Source organism: Algibacter sp. L4_22, assembly GCF_023473045.1.
Classification (GTDB): Bacteria; Bacteroidota; Bacteroidia; order Flavobacteriales; family Flavobacteriaceae; genus Algibacter.
This window is the reverse complement of the sequence record NZ_JAMCOK010000003.1, coordinates 112,243-131,423: the sequence shown is the minus strand read 5'-3', so window position 1 is coordinate 131,423 and position 19,181 is coordinate 112,243. Positions and strand designations below refer to the sequence as shown.

Annotated in this window: 19 protein-coding genes; 15 read left to right on the top strand and 4 right to left on the bottom strand. The window is 31.5% G+C overall.

Annotation, left to right across the window (positions count from 1 at the left end; genetic code table 11):
• Positions 1–32: 32 nt before the first annotated feature.
• Together ligA and M4I23_RS08735 are read left to right on the top strand one after the other, a co-directional pair.
• A complete protein-coding gene (gene ligA / locus M4I23_RS08740) occupies positions 33–2,036 on the top strand; it encodes an NAD-dependent DNA ligase LigA (protein WP_249754137.1) in 2,004 nt (667 codons plus the stop codon).
• A 77-nt stretch (positions 2,037–2,113) separates the two neighbouring features.
• Positions 2,114–2,860, top strand: coding sequence for a hypothetical protein (locus M4I23_RS08735; RefSeq protein WP_158851499.1), 747 nt, complete (start codon positions 2,114–2,116; stop codon positions 2,858–2,860).
• A 154-nt stretch (positions 2,861–3,014) separates the two neighbouring features.
• Here the strand turns inward: M4I23_RS08735 and M4I23_RS08730 are convergent, their stop codons facing one another.
• Positions 3,015–3,932, bottom strand: coding sequence for a bifunctional UDP-sugar hydrolase/5'-nucleotidase (locus M4I23_RS08730; protein WP_249754136.1), 918 nt, complete (start codon positions 3,930–3,932; stop codon positions 3,015–3,017).
• 1 nt (position 3,933) lies between these two features.
• Complete coding sequence (locus M4I23_RS08725; RefSeq protein WP_249754135.1) at positions 3,934–4,692, bottom strand: 5'-nucleotidase C-terminal domain-containing protein; 759 nt, start codon at positions 4,690–4,692, stop codon at positions 3,934–3,936.
• Positions 4,693–4,750: 58 nt separating this feature from the next.
• On the opposite strand from M4I23_RS08725, the gene M4I23_RS08720 reads away from it, so the two are divergent.
• The 13 genes from M4I23_RS08720 (at position 4,751) to M4I23_RS08660 (ending at position 17,295) form a co-directional block, all read left to right on the top strand.
• Positions 4,751–5,278: a hypothetical protein gene (locus tag M4I23_RS08720; protein WP_158851493.1), complete on the top strand. Its 528-nt coding sequence runs from the start codon at positions 4,751–4,753 to the stop codon at positions 5,276–5,278.
• A complete protein-coding gene (gene dapA / locus M4I23_RS08715; protein ID WP_249754134.1) occupies positions 5,271–6,149 on the top strand; it encodes a 4-hydroxy-tetrahydrodipicolinate synthase in 879 nt (292 codons plus the stop codon). The genes M4I23_RS08720 and dapA overlap by 8 nt, the downstream gene beginning before the upstream one ends.
• A 137-nt stretch (positions 6,150–6,286) precedes the next feature.
• Complete coding sequence (locus M4I23_RS08710; protein ID WP_249754133.1) at positions 6,287–7,087, top strand: outer membrane protein assembly factor BamD; 801 nt, start codon at positions 6,287–6,289, stop codon at positions 7,085–7,087.
• A 14-nt stretch (positions 7,088–7,101) separates the two neighbouring features.
• Positions 7,102–7,431 carry a DNA-directed RNA polymerase subunit omega gene (locus tag M4I23_RS08705; protein ID WP_158851487.1) on the top strand — a complete coding sequence of 110 codons (330 nt, stop codon included), beginning with the start codon at positions 7,102–7,104 and terminating at the stop codon, positions 7,429–7,431.
• Positions 7,432–7,536: 105 nt separating this feature from the next.
• A complete protein-coding gene (gene coaBC / locus M4I23_RS08700; RefSeq protein ID WP_158851485.1) occupies positions 7,537–8,748 on the top strand; it encodes a bifunctional phosphopantothenoylcysteine decarboxylase/phosphopantothenate--cysteine ligase CoaBC in 1,212 nt (403 codons plus the stop codon).
• The gene (locus M4I23_RS08695) at positions 8,741–9,628 is read left to right on the top strand and encodes a DUF4835 family protein (RefSeq protein WP_249754132.1); all 888 of its coding nucleotides are present in this window, start codon (positions 8,741–8,743) and stop codon (positions 9,626–9,628) included. Before coaBC ends, M4I23_RS08695 begins: the two co-directional genes overlap by 8 nt.
• Positions 9,629–9,692: 64 nt before the next feature.
• Positions 9,693–11,345 carry a DNA repair protein RecN gene (gene recN, locus M4I23_RS08690; protein WP_249754131.1) on the top strand — a complete coding sequence of 551 codons (1,653 nt, stop codon included), beginning with the start codon at positions 9,693–9,695 and terminating at the stop codon, positions 11,343–11,345.
• Between the two features lie 167 nt (positions 11,346–11,512).
• Positions 11,513–12,334, top strand: coding sequence for an enoyl-ACP reductase (locus M4I23_RS08685; RefSeq protein ID WP_158851479.1), 822 nt, complete (start codon positions 11,513–11,515; stop codon positions 12,332–12,334).
• A gap of 66 nt (positions 12,335–12,400) precedes the next feature.
• Complete coding sequence (locus tag M4I23_RS08680) at positions 12,401–13,408, top strand: glycosyltransferase family 2 protein (RefSeq protein WP_249754130.1); 1,008 nt, start codon at positions 12,401–12,403, stop codon at positions 13,406–13,408.
• Positions 13,405–14,361, top strand: coding sequence for a CdaR family protein (locus tag M4I23_RS08675; protein ID WP_249754129.1), 957 nt, complete (start codon positions 13,405–13,407; stop codon positions 14,359–14,361). Before M4I23_RS08680 ends, M4I23_RS08675 begins: the two co-directional genes overlap by 4 nt.
• Positions 14,358–14,951 (top strand): dephospho-CoA kinase, encoded by a 594-nt coding sequence (gene coaE / locus M4I23_RS08670; protein ID WP_158851475.1) that lies wholly within the window; start codon positions 14,358–14,360, stop codon positions 14,949–14,951. The genes M4I23_RS08675 and coaE overlap by 4 nt, the downstream gene beginning before the upstream one ends.
• 70 nt (positions 14,952–15,021) lie before the next feature.
• The gene (locus M4I23_RS08665; protein WP_249754128.1) at positions 15,022–16,587 is read left to right on the top strand and encodes a sensor histidine kinase KdpD; all 1,566 of its coding nucleotides are present in this window, start codon (positions 15,022–15,024) and stop codon (positions 16,585–16,587) included.
• Positions 16,588–16,590: 3 nt separating this feature from the next.
• Positions 16,591–17,295 (top strand): response regulator transcription factor, encoded by a 705-nt coding sequence (locus M4I23_RS08660; protein ID WP_249754127.1) that lies wholly within the window; start codon positions 16,591–16,593, stop codon positions 17,293–17,295.
• Between the two features lie 329 nt (positions 17,296–17,624).
• Here the strand turns inward: M4I23_RS08660 and M4I23_RS08655 are convergent, their stop codons facing one another.
• Positions 17,625–18,182: a hypothetical protein gene (locus tag M4I23_RS08655; protein ID WP_249754126.1), complete on the bottom strand. Its 558-nt coding sequence runs from the start codon at positions 18,180–18,182 to the stop codon at positions 17,625–17,627.
• A gap of 277 nt (positions 18,183–18,459) precedes the next feature.
• Positions 18,460–19,113 (bottom strand): alpha/beta hydrolase, encoded by a 654-nt coding sequence (locus tag M4I23_RS08650; protein ID WP_249754125.1) that lies wholly within the window; start codon positions 19,111–19,113, stop codon positions 18,460–18,462.
• Positions 19,114–19,181 lie beyond the last annotated feature (68 nt).

Here is a 19,181-nt window from a genome sequence, read left to right as displayed (position 1 = left end):
AAAATAAATTCTAGTCAAGAATAAAAAGATACATGAGCAATATTCAAGAACATATAGAAGCATTAAGAAGCGAGTTAAGAACGCATAATCATAATTATTATGTGCTTGATAGTGCAACTATTTCTGATTATGACTTTGATATAAAACTCAAAGAACTTCAAGAATTAGAGGCTAAACATCCAGAATTTTTTGACGCTAATTCACCATCCCAGCGGGTAGGAGGAACGGTAACTAAAAATTTTGAAACGATTAAGCATGCCTATCGAATGTACTCTCTTGAGAATTCCTATTCTAAAGAAGATCTACTTGATTGGGAAACCAGAATTGAGAAGTTAATAGATGGTGATGTGCAATTTACCTGCGAGTTAAAATATGATGGCGCATCTATTAGTTTAACTTACGAGCATGGTAAGTTGATTAAAGCTGTAACACGAGGCGATGGTTTTCAGGGCGATAATGTAACTGCTAATGTTAAAACAATTAAATCTGTGCCATTGCAATTAAAAGGTGATTATCCAGAAACATTTGATATTCGTGGAGAAATTGTTTTGCCTTTCGATGGGTTTAATAAAATGAATGAAGATAGGATTGAAATAGGTGAAGAACCATATAGGAATCCGAGAAATACGGCATCCGGAAGTTTGAAACTACAAGATAGCGCAGAGGTTGCTAAACGCCCATTAGAATGTCTATTGTATAATTTAACGGGCACGAATTTAGGTGTTACTAGTCAATTTGAAAGTTTAGAGAAAGCTCGTGAATGGGGATTTAAAGTTCCAGAAGTTGCGAAATTAGCAAATTCTATTGACGAGGTTTTAGAATTCATAAATTATTGGGATATACACCGACACAATTTACCGTTTGAAACAGATGGTGTGGTTGTAAAAGTTAACGATCTGCAACAGCAGGAAGAATTGGGGTTTACTTCCAAGGCACCTCGCTGGGCTATGGCATATAAGTTTAAGGCCGAGCAGGTTTCAACTCGTTTAAATAGTATAACGTATCAAGTTGGCCGAACAGGAGCGATTACGCCTGTCGCTAATTTAGAGCCTGTAGAGTTGGCAGGAACTACTGTTAAACGAGCCTCCTTGCATAACGCAGATCAAATAGAAAGACTTGATATCCGGGTTAGCGATATGGTTTATGTGGAAAAAGGCGGTGAGATTATTCCTAAAATTTTAGGTGTAGATTTAAGTGAGCGACCAGAAAACTCTAAACCAACCGAATATATTACGCATTGTCCCGAATGTAATACCTTATTAGAGCGTAAAGAAGGAGAAGCACAGCATTATTGTCCGAACTATAATGGTTGTAATCCGCAAATTATAGGGAGAATTCAACATTACATTTCCAGAAAAGCGATGGATATTGATGGTTTAGGAGGTGAAACGGTTGCGCTTTTGGTTAATGAAGGACTAATTACTAATTATTCTGATTTATATGAATTGACAAAAGAGCAAGTGATTCCTTTGGAGCGTATGGCAGAAAAAAGTGCTGAAAAATTAATAGAAGGCATTGAACAATCTAAAAACATCCCTTTCGAGCGTGTGCTTTTTGCTTTGGGTATTCGTTATGTTGGTGAAACCGTTGCTAAAAAATTAGCAAGACATTATAAAAGTATTGATGCTATTCGTGAAGCTACACAAGAACAGTTAGAAAATGTTGATGAAATTGGAATTAAGATAGCAGAAAGCGTTTGTTTATTTTTTACTTCCGAAGAAAATAATGAGACTATAAATCGTTTAAAATCCTTTGGTGTTCAGTTAGAAATGTCGGCAGAGGAATTGGTGGGTAAAACAATTTTGCTTCAAGGGCAGTCTATTGTAGTAACAGGTGTTTTTGAAACGATTTCTAGAAATGAGTTAAAAAAACTTATCGAAGATAATGGAGGTAAGGTAAGTAGTTCTATTTCTTCTAAAACTAGTTTTATTGTAGCAGGTGATAAAATGGGGCCAAGTAAAAAAGAGAAAGCTGAAAAATTAAATATTGATTTAATAACCGAGGCTGAATTCTTGCAAATGGTAAGTATGGGGTAATGAATATCGATTAAATACATTTTAATCCTGTTTAATTGTGTTATTTGTTTATATTTGCCTCTGTTTTAGTGGTAAATATGTACAAATCAAAATTTTTTGTAGTATTAATAGTGGCGGTTTATGTGCTATTTGTTGTTTTCGAATTTAGTGGAAACTCTAAATTAGCACTTTATTTTGAGTCGCTAATAGTGCCATTGGTAGTTGTTCGTTATTTAATTTTTGTAAAACCTAAAAACAAGTTGTTCTTATTGTTCTTAGTGTTTTTTGGGCTATCTGATTTATTGGGTGTTATAGATAAATTTGTTTATTTAGATGAAAACTCTATCTACTATGAATACGTGTATTACATTGGTAATTGCTTGTATATTTTAGCATATACTATCTTGTTTGTTAGGATTTGTAAGTCGATTAATTTTAGATATATATTAAAGAACTTGAAGATTCATTTATTTATTTTAGCTATTTTGAACTCTTATTTAATTTATGTTTTACACACCATTGAAAAGCCAGAAGTTGGTACGTCTATCGATTATTATTTAGAGAATGCATATAATATCGTTATTTTAATGGTGTTGGCAATTTCATTATTAAACTATTTTTATCGTGATAATGAAAAATCGCTTTTCTTATTTTTTGGAGTTCTATGTTTAGTTTTTTCCGAAATAATAGACGTTGCTAATATCTTCATTTCTGAAAGCAGTTTATTGAATTTTCTTTCAACAACATTGGTTTTAGGGGCTTTCTACTTTTTCTACGAGCAATCAAAATTATCTAATATTAGCCATCGGGACGATCTCAATTATCCCGACTTAAGCCTTAAGTAATCATTTTGCTTTATATCTAAACCGTAATATTTATAATTCCAGTAGCTAAAGATCTAATAGTTGCTATTTATAGGTTCAACGTTTTCCTTGGTATCTAAAATATTTTACTCTTATTAGATTTTTTTAAATTATAGTGTCGTTGGGGTTTCTGGAATTAAACTATAATAGAGGTTCCGTTAGCCGATTTGTTTTTATCAGAATCAAAATAAAAATCAATTTTCCCTAAGTTTATGCCATAGCATCCTACTTGGTTAACTAGCGTGTTTTTTCCTTCAGCATTTTTAACAATAGTAGGTTTCTTTAAAAATGTATGGGTATGTCCTCCAATAATTAAATCAATATTTTTTGTGGCTTCAGCTAATTTTAAATCGTCTATTTTGTTCGGATTGTTTTTGTAGTGATATCCCAAATGTGATAGGCAAATAATTAAATCGCAGTGTTCGTCTTCTTTTAAAATACGTGTCATTTCTTGACTCATTTCAATAGGATCTAAATACTTTGTTTCTTTAAACATACCTTTGTCTACTAGGCCAGAAAGTTCAATACCTAAACCAAAAACTCCAATTTTAATACCATCTTTTATAAATGTTTTATAAGGTTTGGTATGTGTATCCATTACGGTGTTAGAGAAATCGTAATTTGCGGTAATAAACTGAAAATCGGCATGTGGTAATTGTGCGTATAGGCCGTCTATGCCATTATCAAAATCATGATTTCCAATAGTAGCGGCATCATATTTTAATTTACTCATTAATTTAAACTCTAATTCACCCCCATAATAATTAAAGTAAGGTGTGCCTTGAAAAATATCACCAGCATCTAATAATAAGGTGTTCGGGTTTTCTTTTCTCAGCCTATCAACTAAGGTTGCTCTTCGAGCTACACCGCCTTTGTTGGCGTTTCTTCCATCTTCTGGGCCAAAAGCATCAATGTGGCTATGTACGTCATTAGTATGTAGAATAGTTATTTTTGATGTTTTTCCAAGAGTAGTAAACGATTGAAGTCCCATGCTGCCAAGTGTAACTAAAGCTGTTCCAGCTGTGGCTTGTTGTATAAAATCTCTGCGTTTCATATTATTTAATTTGTGTGAATCTATCGTCTATAACAGGATTAATGGTATCCAACTTTATAAACTTATCAATTAGCGCATTTCTTATTTTGTAGTCTAAAATATAAAGACTGTCGTTTGTTTTGAAAAAGGACATGTTATCACCTCCATTGTATAAATAATCGTTAGTCGCAACGTAATAGGTTCTATCGTTTTCAATGTTTTTACCATTTACTTTTGCCTCAAGAATTTTATAGTTTTTGTCTAGTTTTATTTTTAGACCGGAAATAGGATGTGCTTTTTTTGCGCGAGATAAATAATTTATCATACTATCCATCTGTACTCCTTTTAAAGCGGTTACAACAATGCTGTTTTCAAAAGGCATTAATCCAAAAGCGGTTCTTTTAGTCACATTTCCTTTAGATAAAATAGAACGGATACCACCATAGTTTAGTAAAACTACATCAATATCTTTACCTGTTCGGCTTTTAAAAATAGGATTGGATTCACTAAAAACAGCGTCGGCCATAAAATTCCCAACTGCTGAATTGTATTCTCCATCATTTTTAGAATAAGTATCTACCGAGTAAGCTAAAACACTATCTAAATCCCTTTCAATTCTATCACGAAACGGTTTTATATAGGCATCAATTTCTTTGTTTGCCTCAATAGAATCGGTAATAGCAATTTGTTTTCCTTCTATTTTTGTAAGATGTAAGTTATGCTCTTTACATCCTGAAAAGACAAAAATATTTAACAAAATAAATAAATATGTAATCCTCATATATTAAACTAATTTTTTGAATGTACTTTTGCTACCTTTGCGCAAACGATAAAGGTAAATGATTTTAAAGGGTTTTAAAGAAAAATCTAATAAAAAATACTTAAACAAATTGTTGTCGGAGCGCCAGATGGCGGTTACTGATAGCGATGTTAATAGTTTAGGTGTTATCTTAAATATAGATGAAATAGACGATTTTGAATTATTTAATTCATTAGCTAAACTTTTAAAAGTGAAGTCTAATAGATTGAAAATCATAGCGTTTTCTCAAAGTAAAAAAGAAGATTTGAATACTTGGGATGATTGCTATAACCCTAAAGATTTTGGTTGGAGGGGCAAAATTAAAAACCCCGAATTACAGGAGTTTTTAAAGACTGAATTTGATGTTTTAGTAAGTTATTACGATACCGATATATTAGAGTTGAAACTAATAACGGCAAAATCTAAGGCAAAATTTAAAGTTGGGATATTGCAAAGTGACGAAAGAATAAACGATCTAATTATAAAAACAAGCTTAAAAGAGTTCGGTTTATTTAAAACTGAAACTTTTAAATACTTAAAAATATTAAATAAAATTAAGGATGAATAGTAAGTTTCTAGGAACTGGAGTGGCATTGGTAACGCCTTTTAATGCCGATTTAACGGTGAATTATGAAGCATTAACCAATATTGTTAACTTCAATATAGATAATGGTACAGAATATTTGGTAATTAGCGGTACAACTGCTGAGAGTGTAACCATTACTAAAGATGAAAAGAAAGCGATTGTTGAAACCATTTCTAAAGCAAATAACGGGCGTGTACCATTGGTTTTAGGTATTGGCGGAAATAATACTATGCAAGTTGTTGAAGAAATAAAAACAACAGATTTAAGCGGTATAGACGCTGTTTTATCAGTTTCTCCTTATTATAGTAAGCCAACGCAAGAAGGGATTTATCAGCATTTTAAAGCTATTTCAGAAGCTTCACCAATTGATATTATTCTTTATAATGTACCAGGAAGAACATCCAAAAATATGGATGTAAATACCACTTTAAGATTGGCAAACGATTTTAAAAATATTATAGCCGTAAAAGAAGCAGGGAACAACGTCGCTCAGTATTTACAGTTAATAAAGAATAAACCGGAAGATTTTTTAGTGATTTCTGGTGACGACGATTTAGCTTTATCTATTGTTTTAGCTGGTGGATCTGGTGTTATTTCTGTAATTGGCCAAGCTTTTCCTAAAGATTTCTCTGAAATGATTCGTTTGGGATTAAAAGGAGATAACAAAGCGGCATATAAACTTCATTTTAAATTAATGGATGTTACCAATTATATTTTTGAAGAAAATAACCCATCGGGAATTAAAGCCGTTTTTCAAGTTTTAAATCTATGTGAAGATACTGTGAGGTTGCCATTAGTGCCCGCAACAGATGCTTTAAAGCAAAAAATAAAAGATTTTGTAGAAGCTTATTAATTATTTTTTCAGTGTTAAATATTACTTAAACCTTATGATTACTGGGTTTAAGCCTCTATTTTAGCAAAAGTTTGGATTGAAAATAATATTTTTAATATCCATATTATTAACCTAATTTTGCATCCTCTTTTATATTTATGAAAAAGTTTTTTTACATTTTATTAGTATTCACTGTTTTAAGTAGTTGTAGCGAGTATCAAAAGGTTTTGAAAGCTGAAGATATTGCGTCGAAGTTTAAAATGGGTGAAGATTTATATAACGAAGGTAAGTTTGCAAAAGCGAATAGATTGTTTGCGCAAATTGTACCCAATTATAGAGGTAAACCGCAAGCGGAAAAATTGATGTATTTGTATTCTAATTCTTTCTATGAAATGGGAGATTATTATGTTGCAGGTTATCAGTTTGAACGTTTTGCATCTAGTTATCCAAATAGTGAAAAGCAAGAAGAAGCTTCGTTTTTATCTGCGAAAAGTTATTCAATGCTTTCCCCTGCTTACACTAAAGATCAAAAACAAACAATTGAAGCTATTGAGAAGTTGCAAACGTTTATTAATGTATTCCCCGATTCTAAATATGTTGCTGATGCTAATACATTGGTTCAAGCTTTAGATTATAAATTAGAGAATAAAGCATATAGTATAGCGAAGCAATACAATACAATATCAGATTTTGAGGCATCGATAAAATCATTTGATAATTTTATTTTCGATTTCCCAGGATCATCTTTACGTGAAAAAGCTTTGTTTTACAGATTAGATTCTGCATATCAATTAGCAATGAATAGTGTAGAACGAAAAAAAGAAGTGCGTTTAAAACAAGCCAAAGATTATTACGAAAGTTTTAAAAAATCTTATGTGAATTCTGAGTATATTTCAGAAGTTGATAATATGGCAGTTGAATTAGATGGCGCTTTAGAAAATTATAGCAAAAAAAGTTAAATAACAAGATCAAAATGGATTTAAAGAAAACCAATGCTCCCGTTAATACGATTACGTATGATAGAAATCAAATAGATGAGCCTACAGAGAACATCTATGAGTCAATTTCAATCATAGCAAGACGTGCGGAGCAAATTAATACAGAGATTAAAAAAGAATTAATTGATAAGTTAGAAGAATTTGCTACTTATAACGATAGTCTTGAAGAGATCTTTGAAAATAAAGAGCAAATTGAGGTATCTAAATTTTACGAAAAATTACCAAAACCTCATTCTTTAGCTGTCCAAGAATGGTTAACAGATAAAATTTATTTTAGAAATACAGAGGAAGATTCTCAAGAGTAAATTCTTTAATTTCTTTACAATATTTAAACTCCAAACCAATTATAACAATAGGCTTGGAGTTTCTTAGGTTATTAGGTAAATATAAAAAAAACACACACATTTTTTATGAGTATTCTAAAAGGTAAAAATGTACTATTAGGTATTACAGGTGGTATTGCTGCTTATAAAACGGCCGAGTTAGTTAGGCTATTTGTTAAATCCGGATCGGATGTAAAAGTTGTGATGACGCCAGCGGCTAAAAATTTTATAACACCTTTAACCTTATCTACTCTTTCTAAAAACCCGGTATATTCAACATTTACAAATGAAGATGATGATAATGCTATTTGGAACAGTCATGTTGATTTAGGGCTATGGGCAGATGTTTTTGTTGTTGCTCCAGCTACAGCAAACACTTTATCTAAAATGATGGGCGGTACGAGTGATAATTTATTACTGGCAACTTATTTATCTGCTAAATGTCCCGTTTATTTTGCGCCAGCTATGGATTTAGATATGTATAAGCATCCATCTTCAATGGAATCTTTTGAGAAGCTTCAGGAATTTGGAAATATTATGATTCCGGCTGGAAGTGGAGAGTTAGCAAGCGGATTAATAGGAGAGGGACGTATGGCAGAACCTGAAGATATTGTTACATTCATTGAGCAGGATATTTTAGGGAAATTGCTTTTACGCGGAAAAAAGGTGCTTATCACAGCAGGTCCAACGTATGAAGCTATTGATCCTGTTCGTTTTATTGGAAATCATTCTAGTGGAAAAATGGGTTTTGAAATAGCTAAAGCATCTGCAAATCTTGGAGCTGAAGTAGTTTTAATAACTGGTCCAACACATCAAAAAGTAAATCATAGTTTAATTAATGTAGTACCTGTTGTAAGCGCTGCCGATATGTATCAGGCGGTTCATGAGCATTTTGAAAATGTTGATATAGCCATACTTTCTGCCGCTGTTGCAGATTTTACACCAAAAGAAGTTTCTAATAAGAAAATAAAAAAGAAGTCAGATACGTTAACTTTAGAGTTAGGGCGTACTAAAGATATTTTAGCATCGTTAGGCGAGGTTAAAACAAATCAATATTTAGTTGGTTTTGCTTTAGAAACCGATAACGAGCTCGAAAATGCAAAAGGAAAATTAAAAAGAAAGAATTTAAATTTAATTGTTTTAAATTCGTTAAACGATAAAGGTGCTGGATTTAAAAGTGATACCAATAAAGTTACTTTTATTGATGAAGCTGGAAATATTACAGAAAACAGTCTGAAATCTAAAACTGATGTAGCGTCGGATTTATTAAATAAAATTATTGAAAATATATATGCGTAATATATTAGTTGTTTTATTAGTATTAATAAGTTTTACAGGTATTTCGCAAGAATTAAATTGTAAAGTGATTGTTAATGCGCAACAAACAGGAAACGAAAATTTTCCTATTTTTAAAACTTTAGAAAAACAACTTACCGAATTTGTAAACAAAACCACATGGACTAACCAAAAGTTTGCAACTCAAGAGCGTATAGATTGTAGTATGTTTATTAATGTTGTTGAGTACAGTGGCGAATCGTTTAAAGCAACGTTGCAAGTGCAATCTTCTCGTCCTGTTTATGGATCTTCATACAGTTCACCTATTTATAATTTTAACGATAAAGATTTTAATTTTAGATATTTAGAGTTTCAGAATTTAATATATAATCCTTCACAATACGAATCTAATTTAGTCTCTGTTTTAGCATTTCATGTATATATGGTACTCGGTTTAGATGCCGATTCGTTTGCCGAAAAAGGTGGCGATCCACATTTTAAACAAGCTCAAATTATTACAAATTATTCTCAGCAAAGTAACTCCATTGGTTGGAAATTAGAAGATGGTTTACAAAGCCGTTTCGTTCTTATTGATAACATTTTATCGCCAACATTTAAAGAATTTCGATCTGTAATTTATTCGTACCACAGAAATGGTATGGATATAATGTCTGAAAACGCAAAGCAAGGAAAAGAAGAAATAGTATCGGCTCTTTCTACTTTTAAAGAAATGAATAGCCGTAGACCGAATTCTTTTTTATTACGAACTTTTTTTGATGCAAAAGCGGACGAGTTAGAACAAATTTTTAGCGATGGTCCAAATGTAAATATCGCAAGCTTAAAAGAAACATTACAGCGTATTGCTCCTATGCATAGTACTAAATGGAATAACATTAAGTTTTAGAATAACGCCTTGATCTTGATACTAATAACTAAACATTAAAGTCTAAAATTAAAGACTACAAAAAATGCTAACATCGCTTTCTATAAAAAATTACGCATTAATCGATTATTTACAGGTTAATTTTAACGATGGGTTTTCTATAATCACAGGTGAAACTGGAGCAGGAAAATCTATACTTCTTGGTGGTTTATCCTTAATTCTAGGAAAACGTGCCGATTTAAGTAGTTTGAAAGAAGCTACGAAAAAGTGTGTTATTGAGGCTGTTTTCAGTGTGTCGAATTATAATCTGAAAGGACTTTTTGAAGCTGAAGACTTTGATTATGAGGAGCAGACTATTATTCGTCGTGAAATATTACCTTCGGGGAAATCACGAGCTTTTGTAAACGATTCTCCTGTAAATTTAAAAGGTTTACAAGTTTTGGGAGAACGTTTAATCGATATTCATTCTCAGCATCAAACCATGCAGTTGACTGATAATGGTTTTCAGTTTCAAATTATCGATGCTTTAGCTAATAACGATTCCGTTTTACAAGAATATAAATTAGGATTAAAAGGATATAAAAAACTTCAGAAGGAGTTAAAAGAACTTTTAATTTTTCAGGCGGAAGCTATAAAAGAACATGATTACAATTCCTTTTTATTGAATGAGTTAGTTGAAGCTAATTTAGTTGATGGTGAGGTGGAATCACTAGAAGGAGAATACGAAACCCTTAATAATATAGAGGGTATTCAAGAAAAATTATCGGAGGCACATCAATTATTAACAGAAGAAGAAGTAGGTGTTTTAGGGAGTTTAACGAACTTAAAAAATGTATTTCAAAAGCTTTCTGGATTATCTTCAAAATATGAGGATTTGTTTAATCGTGTTAATAGTAGTCTCATTGAAATGGACGATGTTTTTAGTGAAGTAGATGCTTTGCAAGAAGAACTAGATGCCGATCCTGCACGATTAGAAGTGGTAGATGCAAAACTTAAAACTATTCATAATTTAATGCAAAAGCATGTTGCTGAAGATGTAGCAGAGCTTATTCAAATTAAAAATACACTAGAAGAAAAAGTTTCGGCTACCGAGAGTTTAGATGAAAATATTCAGAAAAAAGAAAATGAAATTTCTTCTAAAACGAAGCAGATAAATAAAGTTTCTAAAGAAATTCATAAAACACGTATTGCTGTAATTCCTCAGTTAAAACAAGAGTTAGAAACTATTTTAGCAAGTTTAGGTATGCCTAATGCGCAGTTTAAAATTGAAGTTCATCTTAAAGAGGCCTTTTTTGCAAATGGACAAGATGAGTTAATATTCCTGTTTTCTGCAAATAAAGGAGGGCAATTCAATGAACTTAAAAAAGCAGCATCGGGTGGTGAGCTATCACGAATTATGCTAGCTATAAAATCGGTTTTATCAAACTATATTCAATTACCAACTATTATGTTCGATGAGATTGACACTGGTGTTTCTGGTGAGATTTCAAACAAAATGGGCGATATTATGCAGGATATGAGTAAAACTATGCAAGTATTTTCTATAACCCATTTACCGCAGGTCGCAGCTAAAGGACATTCGCATTTTAAAGTGTATAAAGAGGATGTGGACGATGTTACTAGGACCAATTTAGTGAAGTTAAACCACGACGAGCGTATTGTGGAAATTGCACAAATGTTGGGTGGAATAGAGATGTCATCATCAGCTATAGCACACGCTAAGGAGCTACTGAATTAAAAAAACTTAAGGTTTTAAGTTTTAAAGTTTAAAGTTTAGTATTTTTGCGCCGTTAAATTAATCAATAACCTAAAAAATACTTCCCGTATTATATTTCTAAAAAAGGAATAGCAATGAGGAAAATCTGAATTAAGATTTTGTTAAATAAGGGAAATAAACCAATTAATATGTACAATTTACTAAAAGGAAAAAGAGGAATTATTTTTGGAGCATTAGATGAGAATTCAATTGCTTGGAAAACAGCAGAACGTGTTCATGAAGAAGGCGGAACTTTTGTTTTAACAAATGCACCAGTTGCCATGAGAATGGGACAAATTAGTGAATTGGCAGAAAAAACAGGTTCTCAAATTATTCCAGCTGATGCTACTTCGGAAGAAGATTTACAGAATTTAGTAGAGAAATCTATGGAAATTCTTGGAGGTAAAATTGATTTTGTTTTACACTCTATCGGAATGTCTATTAACGTACGTAAAGGGAAGCATTATACCGACCAGAATTATGCTTGGACACAAAAAGGAACAGATGTTTCTGCAATGTCTTTTCATAAAGTAATGCAAACGCTTTACAAAGCAGATGCTATGAATGAGTGGGGATCAATTGTTGCTTTAACTTATATGGCTGCACAACGTGTATTTCCTGATTATAATGATATGGCTGATAATAAGGCATATTTAGAAAGTGTAGCTCGTAGTTTTGGATATTTCTTTGGAAGAGATAAAAACGTACGTGTAAACACTATTTCTCAATCGCCAACACCAACTACTGCAGGTAGCGGAGTAAAAGGTTTTGATGGTTTTATTGCTTATGCAGATAAAATGTCGCCACTTGGTAATGCTACGGCGTTAGATTGTGCAAACTATACAATATCTATGTTTAGTGATTTAACTAAACGTGTAACGCTTCAAAACTTATTTCATGATGGTGGTTTTAGCAACATGGGTGTTAGTGACGAGGTAATGAGTGCTTTTGTAGACGCTCAAGAAAAATAGAAAATATATTTTTTATATTATGAAAAGCCACCTGTAAAAGGGTGGCTTTTTTGTTACTTTTGTGTTATGCAATTAGAGTTTTCATTCATAATTCCGGTTTATAACCGTCCAGACGAAACCCAAGAACTTTTGGAGAGTTTTGTGGGCTTAAAAACGGATACAGATTTTGAAATAGTTATTGTTGAAGATGGATCTACTTTATTATCAAAAACTATTGTAGAGGAGTTTCAAAATAAGTTAGATATTTCATACTACTTTAAAGAAAATTCAGGACCTGGAGATTCTCGAAATTATGGCATGCAAAAGGCTAAAGGTAATTATTTTATTATTTTAGATTCCGATTGTATTTTACCAGAGCAGTATTTATCGGAAGTTGAAAAAGGATTGGATGCAAACTATGTAGATTGTTTTGGCGGGCCAGATGCGGCTCACGAATCGTTTACTAATTTGCAAAAAGCGATTAATTTTTCGATGACTTCATTTATAACAACAGGAGGAATTCGTGGAAATAAAAATAGTGTAGATGCTTTTCAGCCAAGGAGTTTTAATATGGGGCTTTCTAAAGCAGCCTTTTTAGCTTCGCAAGGTTTTGGACGTATACATCCTGGGGAAGATCCCGATTTATCTATTCGTTTATGGGATTTGGGTTTTAAAACTACTTTAATTCCCGAAGCTTTCGTGTATCATAAACGCCGAATTTCTTGGAGTAATTTTTATAAGCAAGTAAATAAATTTGGTATGGTACGGCCTATTTTAAATAGCTGGCATCCTTCAACTAAAAAAATAACCTATTGGTTTCCTACCTTATTTTGTTTAGGATTTTTAGGTTCTATTTTGTTGAACTTCGTTAATATAAATTTTCCACTTAATGCTTATTTGTTTTACTTCGGAATAGCGTTTATTTTAGCATTATTTTCAACAAAAAATATTATAGTTTCTATTTTGGCAATCCCTGCAATAATTATTCAGTTTTTTGGATATGGCTATGGGTTTTTAAAATCGACAATAGCAGTTTCAGTATTAAATAAAGATCCTGAGAATCATTTTCCTAAATTATTTTTTAAATCGAAATGATAAAAAAATTAAAGTCCCATTTATTGTCTTCCATAAAAAGTAAAAAAATTAATATTTTTCTGCTCTTTTTGGTGTCGGCTTTTATTATCTTAATTTTTAATAAATTATCTAAAGAATATACTAATACTTTGGTGTTTAATATAGAGATGGAAAACGTGCCACAAGAGCATGTTATCTTAAACGATAGCACTAATGTTTTGGCTATAACCTTAAAAACGCATGGTTTTAAATGGTTGAATTATTACATGAGCACGCCTAAGGTTAAAATTGATTTTTCTAAAGATGTTTACAGAAAAGACTCCGCTTATGTTTGGCATAAATCGATTAAATATTTGGCAAATACGCAATTTGAAAGTCAGGTGGAATTATTAAACATCTCTCCAGATACGCTTTACTTTAAGTATGGTGTTAATATGGTTAAAAAAGTACCTGTTAGGTTGAAATCGGAAGTAAGTTTTTCGTTAGGTTACGATGTTTCTGGAGATTATAAGTTACAACCAGATTCAATTACTATAATTGGACCAAATGTTTTAGTTTCAAAATTGGATTTTATAGAAACAAAACCTGTAAATTTAATTGATGTTAAAACTGATATTACTAAAAAATTAGAATTAAATCTTCCGAATTTGGCTGATTTAAAATTTTCAACTAAAACATCTATTTTAAAGGCAAAAGTTGAAAAGTTTACTGAAGGGAAATTGAAAGTTCCTGTTCAAATTATTAATAGCCCCGATTCTTTGAAAATCAAATATTTTCCAAAAGAAATTAACGTATCTTATTACGTGAGTTTAAAGAATTTTAATAGTGTTACGGTAAAGGATTTTAAAGTGGTTTGCGATTACAGTAAAGTAGCAAAAGCATCGACCTTAACTCCAGAATTGGTAAAGATTCCAGCACAGGTTAAAAACGCAAAAATTAATCAACAACTTATAGAATTTATTATAACAAAATGATTGTAGTAGGACTTACAGGCGGTATTGGTAGCGGTAAAACAACGGTGGCGAAAATGTTTTTGACATTAGGCGTTCCGGTTTATATAGCCGATGATGAAGCCAAAAAGCTAATGCGTAAGTCTAAAATCATTAAACGAAAACTTATCCAATTATTTGGCGAGCAAGCCTATGTTGATAATAATTTGAATAAACCATTTATTGCCAGTATTATTTTTACTGATAAAAATATGCTGAAACAAATGAATGCTATTATACATCCTAGAGTGGCTAGGCACTTCGAGAAATGGGCGAAAAAGCAAAATACGCCTTATGTAATAAAGGAAGTGGCTATTTTGTTTGAAAATGGTGGTGATAAACTTTGCGATTACGTAATTGCTGTAACAGCACCAAAAGATGCTAAAATAAAGCGTGTTTTGGTTCGCGATAATACTTCCGAAGAAAAAATTATTGCAATCATGAAGAATCAATGGAGTGATGCAGAAAAAGTGAAACTTTCACATTTTGTAATTGAAAATGTAGACTTGGAAAAAACTAAAAATCAGGTATCTTCTGTGCATGCACAAATCCTTAAGAAAATACAGAAATCATAGAATTTTAACATTTTTGTTAATGTAAGGTTAAAAGCTGTTTTAGTAAATGTTAAAATGTTAATTTTGACTAATGAGTAAACGCATAATTTTTGTTTTAATATTGTTAATGAGCTTATCCTTAATTGGTATAATTTCAATTCAGGCTTACTATATTAACAATTCTGTTAAGAACGAAAAGGAGCGTTTTAGAAGTAGCGTTAAAACGGCACTTTATTATGTTTCGAATACAATTGAAACAAAGGAAGAATCGGAGTATGTATATAAACTTCAGAATTTAGTTTTACAAGGTGTTGCTGTAGATACGGCGGCTATTCGTAATTTAAATATAATTCAAGAGGACTCAGACTCTAAAGAAATTGTAGTTTATAGCAGTGGTATTTTAGAGGAAAATTATAAGTTGAGCTCACCGCTTTTTGACATGGGGTTGGATACTATAAATGTAAAACGCATTTATAATGAACGCCAAACGAGAGTGTATAGCAATAAAGGATCGGATTTTGATTTAAGTTCTAATGATAAGTTGTTGGTTTTGGAGAAAATGTCTACAACCGATAAAATTTTATTTGAAGATCTTTATAAGGATATTGCACAAAGACGACCAATACATCAAAGAGTTTCACGAGAAACTATTGAAGATATGTTGACTAGAAAGCTTAAAGAAGATTCTATAAATATCAAATTTGAATTTGCTATTTATAGTAATGATTTGGCAACAAAAATACAAAGTGATTCGTTTGAATATGATAAGAAATCGACTTTTTCTGTTCCCATTTTTTCTAATATGAATACAGGCAGTCCGTATAAATTATTAGTTAATTTTCCGGAAGATGGTAAGTTTATTTTATCGACTATAATAGGTATGATTTTGTTATCTATTGTGTTTACGTTAATTATAATTATGGCTTATTCAGGCGCACTTTATCAGTTAATGAAACAGCGTAAAATTTCGGAAATTAAAACCGATTTTATAAATAACATGACGCATGAGTTTAAAACGCCAATAGCAACAATAAATTTGGCTTTAGACTCTATTAAAAACCCAAAAATTATTGGGGATCGTGATAAGGTAATCCGTTATCTAAACATGATTAAAGAAGAAAATAAACGTATGCATGCTCAGGTTGAAAATGTATTACGTATTTCTAAGCTTGAGAAAAACGAGCTTAATATAAGTAAAGAACGTGTTGATTTTCACGAATTAATTGAAGATGCTATTACGCATGTTCAGCTTATTGTTGAAGATAGAGAAGGTTATATACATACACATCTTGATGCCGAAAGCACATGTATTTTAGCAAATGAAACACATTTTACAAATGTGGTAGTTAATATTTTGGATAATGCTATAAAATATTCACCAGAAGCACCAAAGATAGATGTGTATACAGAAAATGTTGGAACCAGCATTTTATTAAAAATTAAAGATCAAGGTAGCGGAATGAGTAAAGCTGCCGTGAAACGTGTGTTCGAAAAGTTTTATAGAGAACATACTGGAAATATACACAATGTTAAAGGCCATGGACTGGGTTTAGCATACGTGAAACGAATAGTAGATGATCACCAAGGTCATATAACAGTAGAAAGTGAAAAAGACAAAGGAAGTACCTTTACCGTAAGGCTTCCGTTAATATCGTAAATTATGGAAGAGCATAAAAAGAGAATTTTATTAGTAGAAGATGATCCAAATTTTGGAACTGTACTTAAGGATTATTTAATGATGAATGATTATGACGTAACCCATGCTAAAAATGGTATGGAAGGTTTTGAAAAATTCAAAAAGGACGATTTCGATTTGTGTATTTTAGATGTTATGATGCCTTATAAAGATGGTTTTACATTAGCTAAAGAAATACGTGAAAAAAATACGGATGTGCCTATTGTTTTCTTAACTGCTAAAACCATGAAGGAAGATGTTCTTAAAGGTTATAAAGTAGGAGCAGACGACTATTTAAACAAACCGTTTGATAGTGAGGTGTTATTAATGAAAATTAAGGCTATTATTCAAAGAAAAGCTACTGAAACAGTTTCTGATAGTAAGCAATTTGAATTTAAAATAGGAGGCTTCGATTTAAACTCTAAACTTCGTTTTTTAAGTCATAATGGTACAGATCCTGTAAAATTATCACCAAAAGAAAACGAATTGTTACGTTTATTAGCATTACATGAAAATGATTTAATGCCTCGTGAATTAGCACTGACTAAAATATGGAGAGACGATAATTATTTTACGTCTAGGAGTATGGATGTTTACATAGCAAAGCTTCGTAAGTATTTAAAATTAGATCCGAAAGTAGAAATACTTAACATACATGGTGAAGGATTCAGATTGGTTGTGAATAATTAAAATTTCAGCCTAATTAACATATTTAAAACCTGTCAGTTTTTATAAAATTCGACAGGTTTTTTTATGTTTTCTGTTTTACTTCGGAAATTGATTCCCAATGGTTATTGTGATTAGGTTTTATAAGAAGTTTAAAAGAAAATACCCTCACTAAAATTTGAATTTAGTGAGGGTGTTTTTATGTTGTTTAAGCTCTAACAAAATTTAGTATTCAGAATCTTTTATTTTATGAATTATAAGGCAGGAACAGTTACAGTTTGGCAACTAAACTGTTCTTCTGGGCAAGCATCGGTAATTAGTCCATAACACACCTCGTAAGTTCCGGGCTTTAGTTATACAAAAAAGTTTCCTTGATCCCAAGCTTCACCCCAAGCTGTAGCTTTGTATTCGTTGTCTAAGTAATATTTTAAGATATAACCTTCTTTAATACTTGTACCATTTAATAATTCAAAATCGGGTTTTATTTGGTAATAACCTTCAGAAAATAACGAAATGGTAAAATCTGGATTAAAGCAATCTCCAACTTCAATGGTTTCACAACTGTTTCTCGTTTCGCTACAATCGTTTGTGGTTAATTCAAAACAAATTTCGTGACTACCAGGCTCTAAAGTAGTTCTAAACTCGCCTTCATCCCATGCAGCTCCTAAGGCTTGATATTTATATTCTCCGTCAACAAAAAACTTTAAGATATAGCCTTCTTTAATTTCGGTTCCATTTAATATTTCAAATTCTGGAGAAAACACATAAGTGGTTCCAGAAGTATGTTCTGTAGTGAAGGAGGGTTTAAAACAATCGTCAGATGTATCATCGTCTTCACAAGACGTTAAGGCAATACAGACTAGTAAAATTGTAAATAGTAAGCTTTTAAATAAGGGGGATTTAAGTTTCATAATAATTATACTATAGGGGTTAAATTACTTAATTAAAGTATGTTTTTATGAAAATATTATGTACAAATGTACATTTTATCGAGTAAAAGTTTCATCTAAAAAGTTGCTTTTTCTTTCAAAAATAGAGATAAAAAGCCTTTTTACAAATGGCTTAAATTTTTTCATCTTAATTTATCGATATGGTTAAAAATTAACGATTAAGTTGTCGATTTTAAAACAAAAAAAACTCTCCATAATGAAGAGTTTAGTTGTTAATTAATTTTATTATAACCTAATTTTAGATACGAGCAGTTAACCATTCTTTTAATTCAAAGAAGTTTTGCGGAGCAACACCGTGCCCAACAGGGAATTCCGAATATTTATGCTTTATGTTTAATTTACTCAAATAAGGTGCGTTTTGTCTTGCCCAATCTACAGGTATAACTTGATCTACGCTACCATGAGAACAGTAAAAATCTAAATGCGCATAATCTTCTTTTTGAATAGGTTTCGGGAAAATATCTGGATTAATATAACCGCTTAAAGCAACGATGTTTTTAATTTTTTCTGGATAAGTAAGTGCCACAGCATAACTTAAAATAGAACCTTGACTAAAACCTAAAAGCGATACGTTATTTTTATTTACAGGATACGTTTCAATAGCTTCATCAATAAATTTAGCAATTAAATCACGGGATAAGATAGCTTGTTCATTATCGCTCCATTTTCCTTTTTCAGCATCAAAATTAATAGCGTACCAAGCATTTCCAGAAGGTTGCATTGGGTATGGTGCTCTTACTGAAATGATAAAAAGTTCTTCAGGTAATTCACCCGCGAACGAAAATAAATCGTTTTCATCACTACCATAACCATGTAGTAAAATTAATAACGGCGCATTTTCGGTTAACGATGATTTACGGATAATATGTTTTAAAGAAAGAGACGTATTCATTATAAAGAGAATTTAATACATCAAGAAATAACTTGATATTTTGAGGTTTGTATTTTTTTAGGAAATTT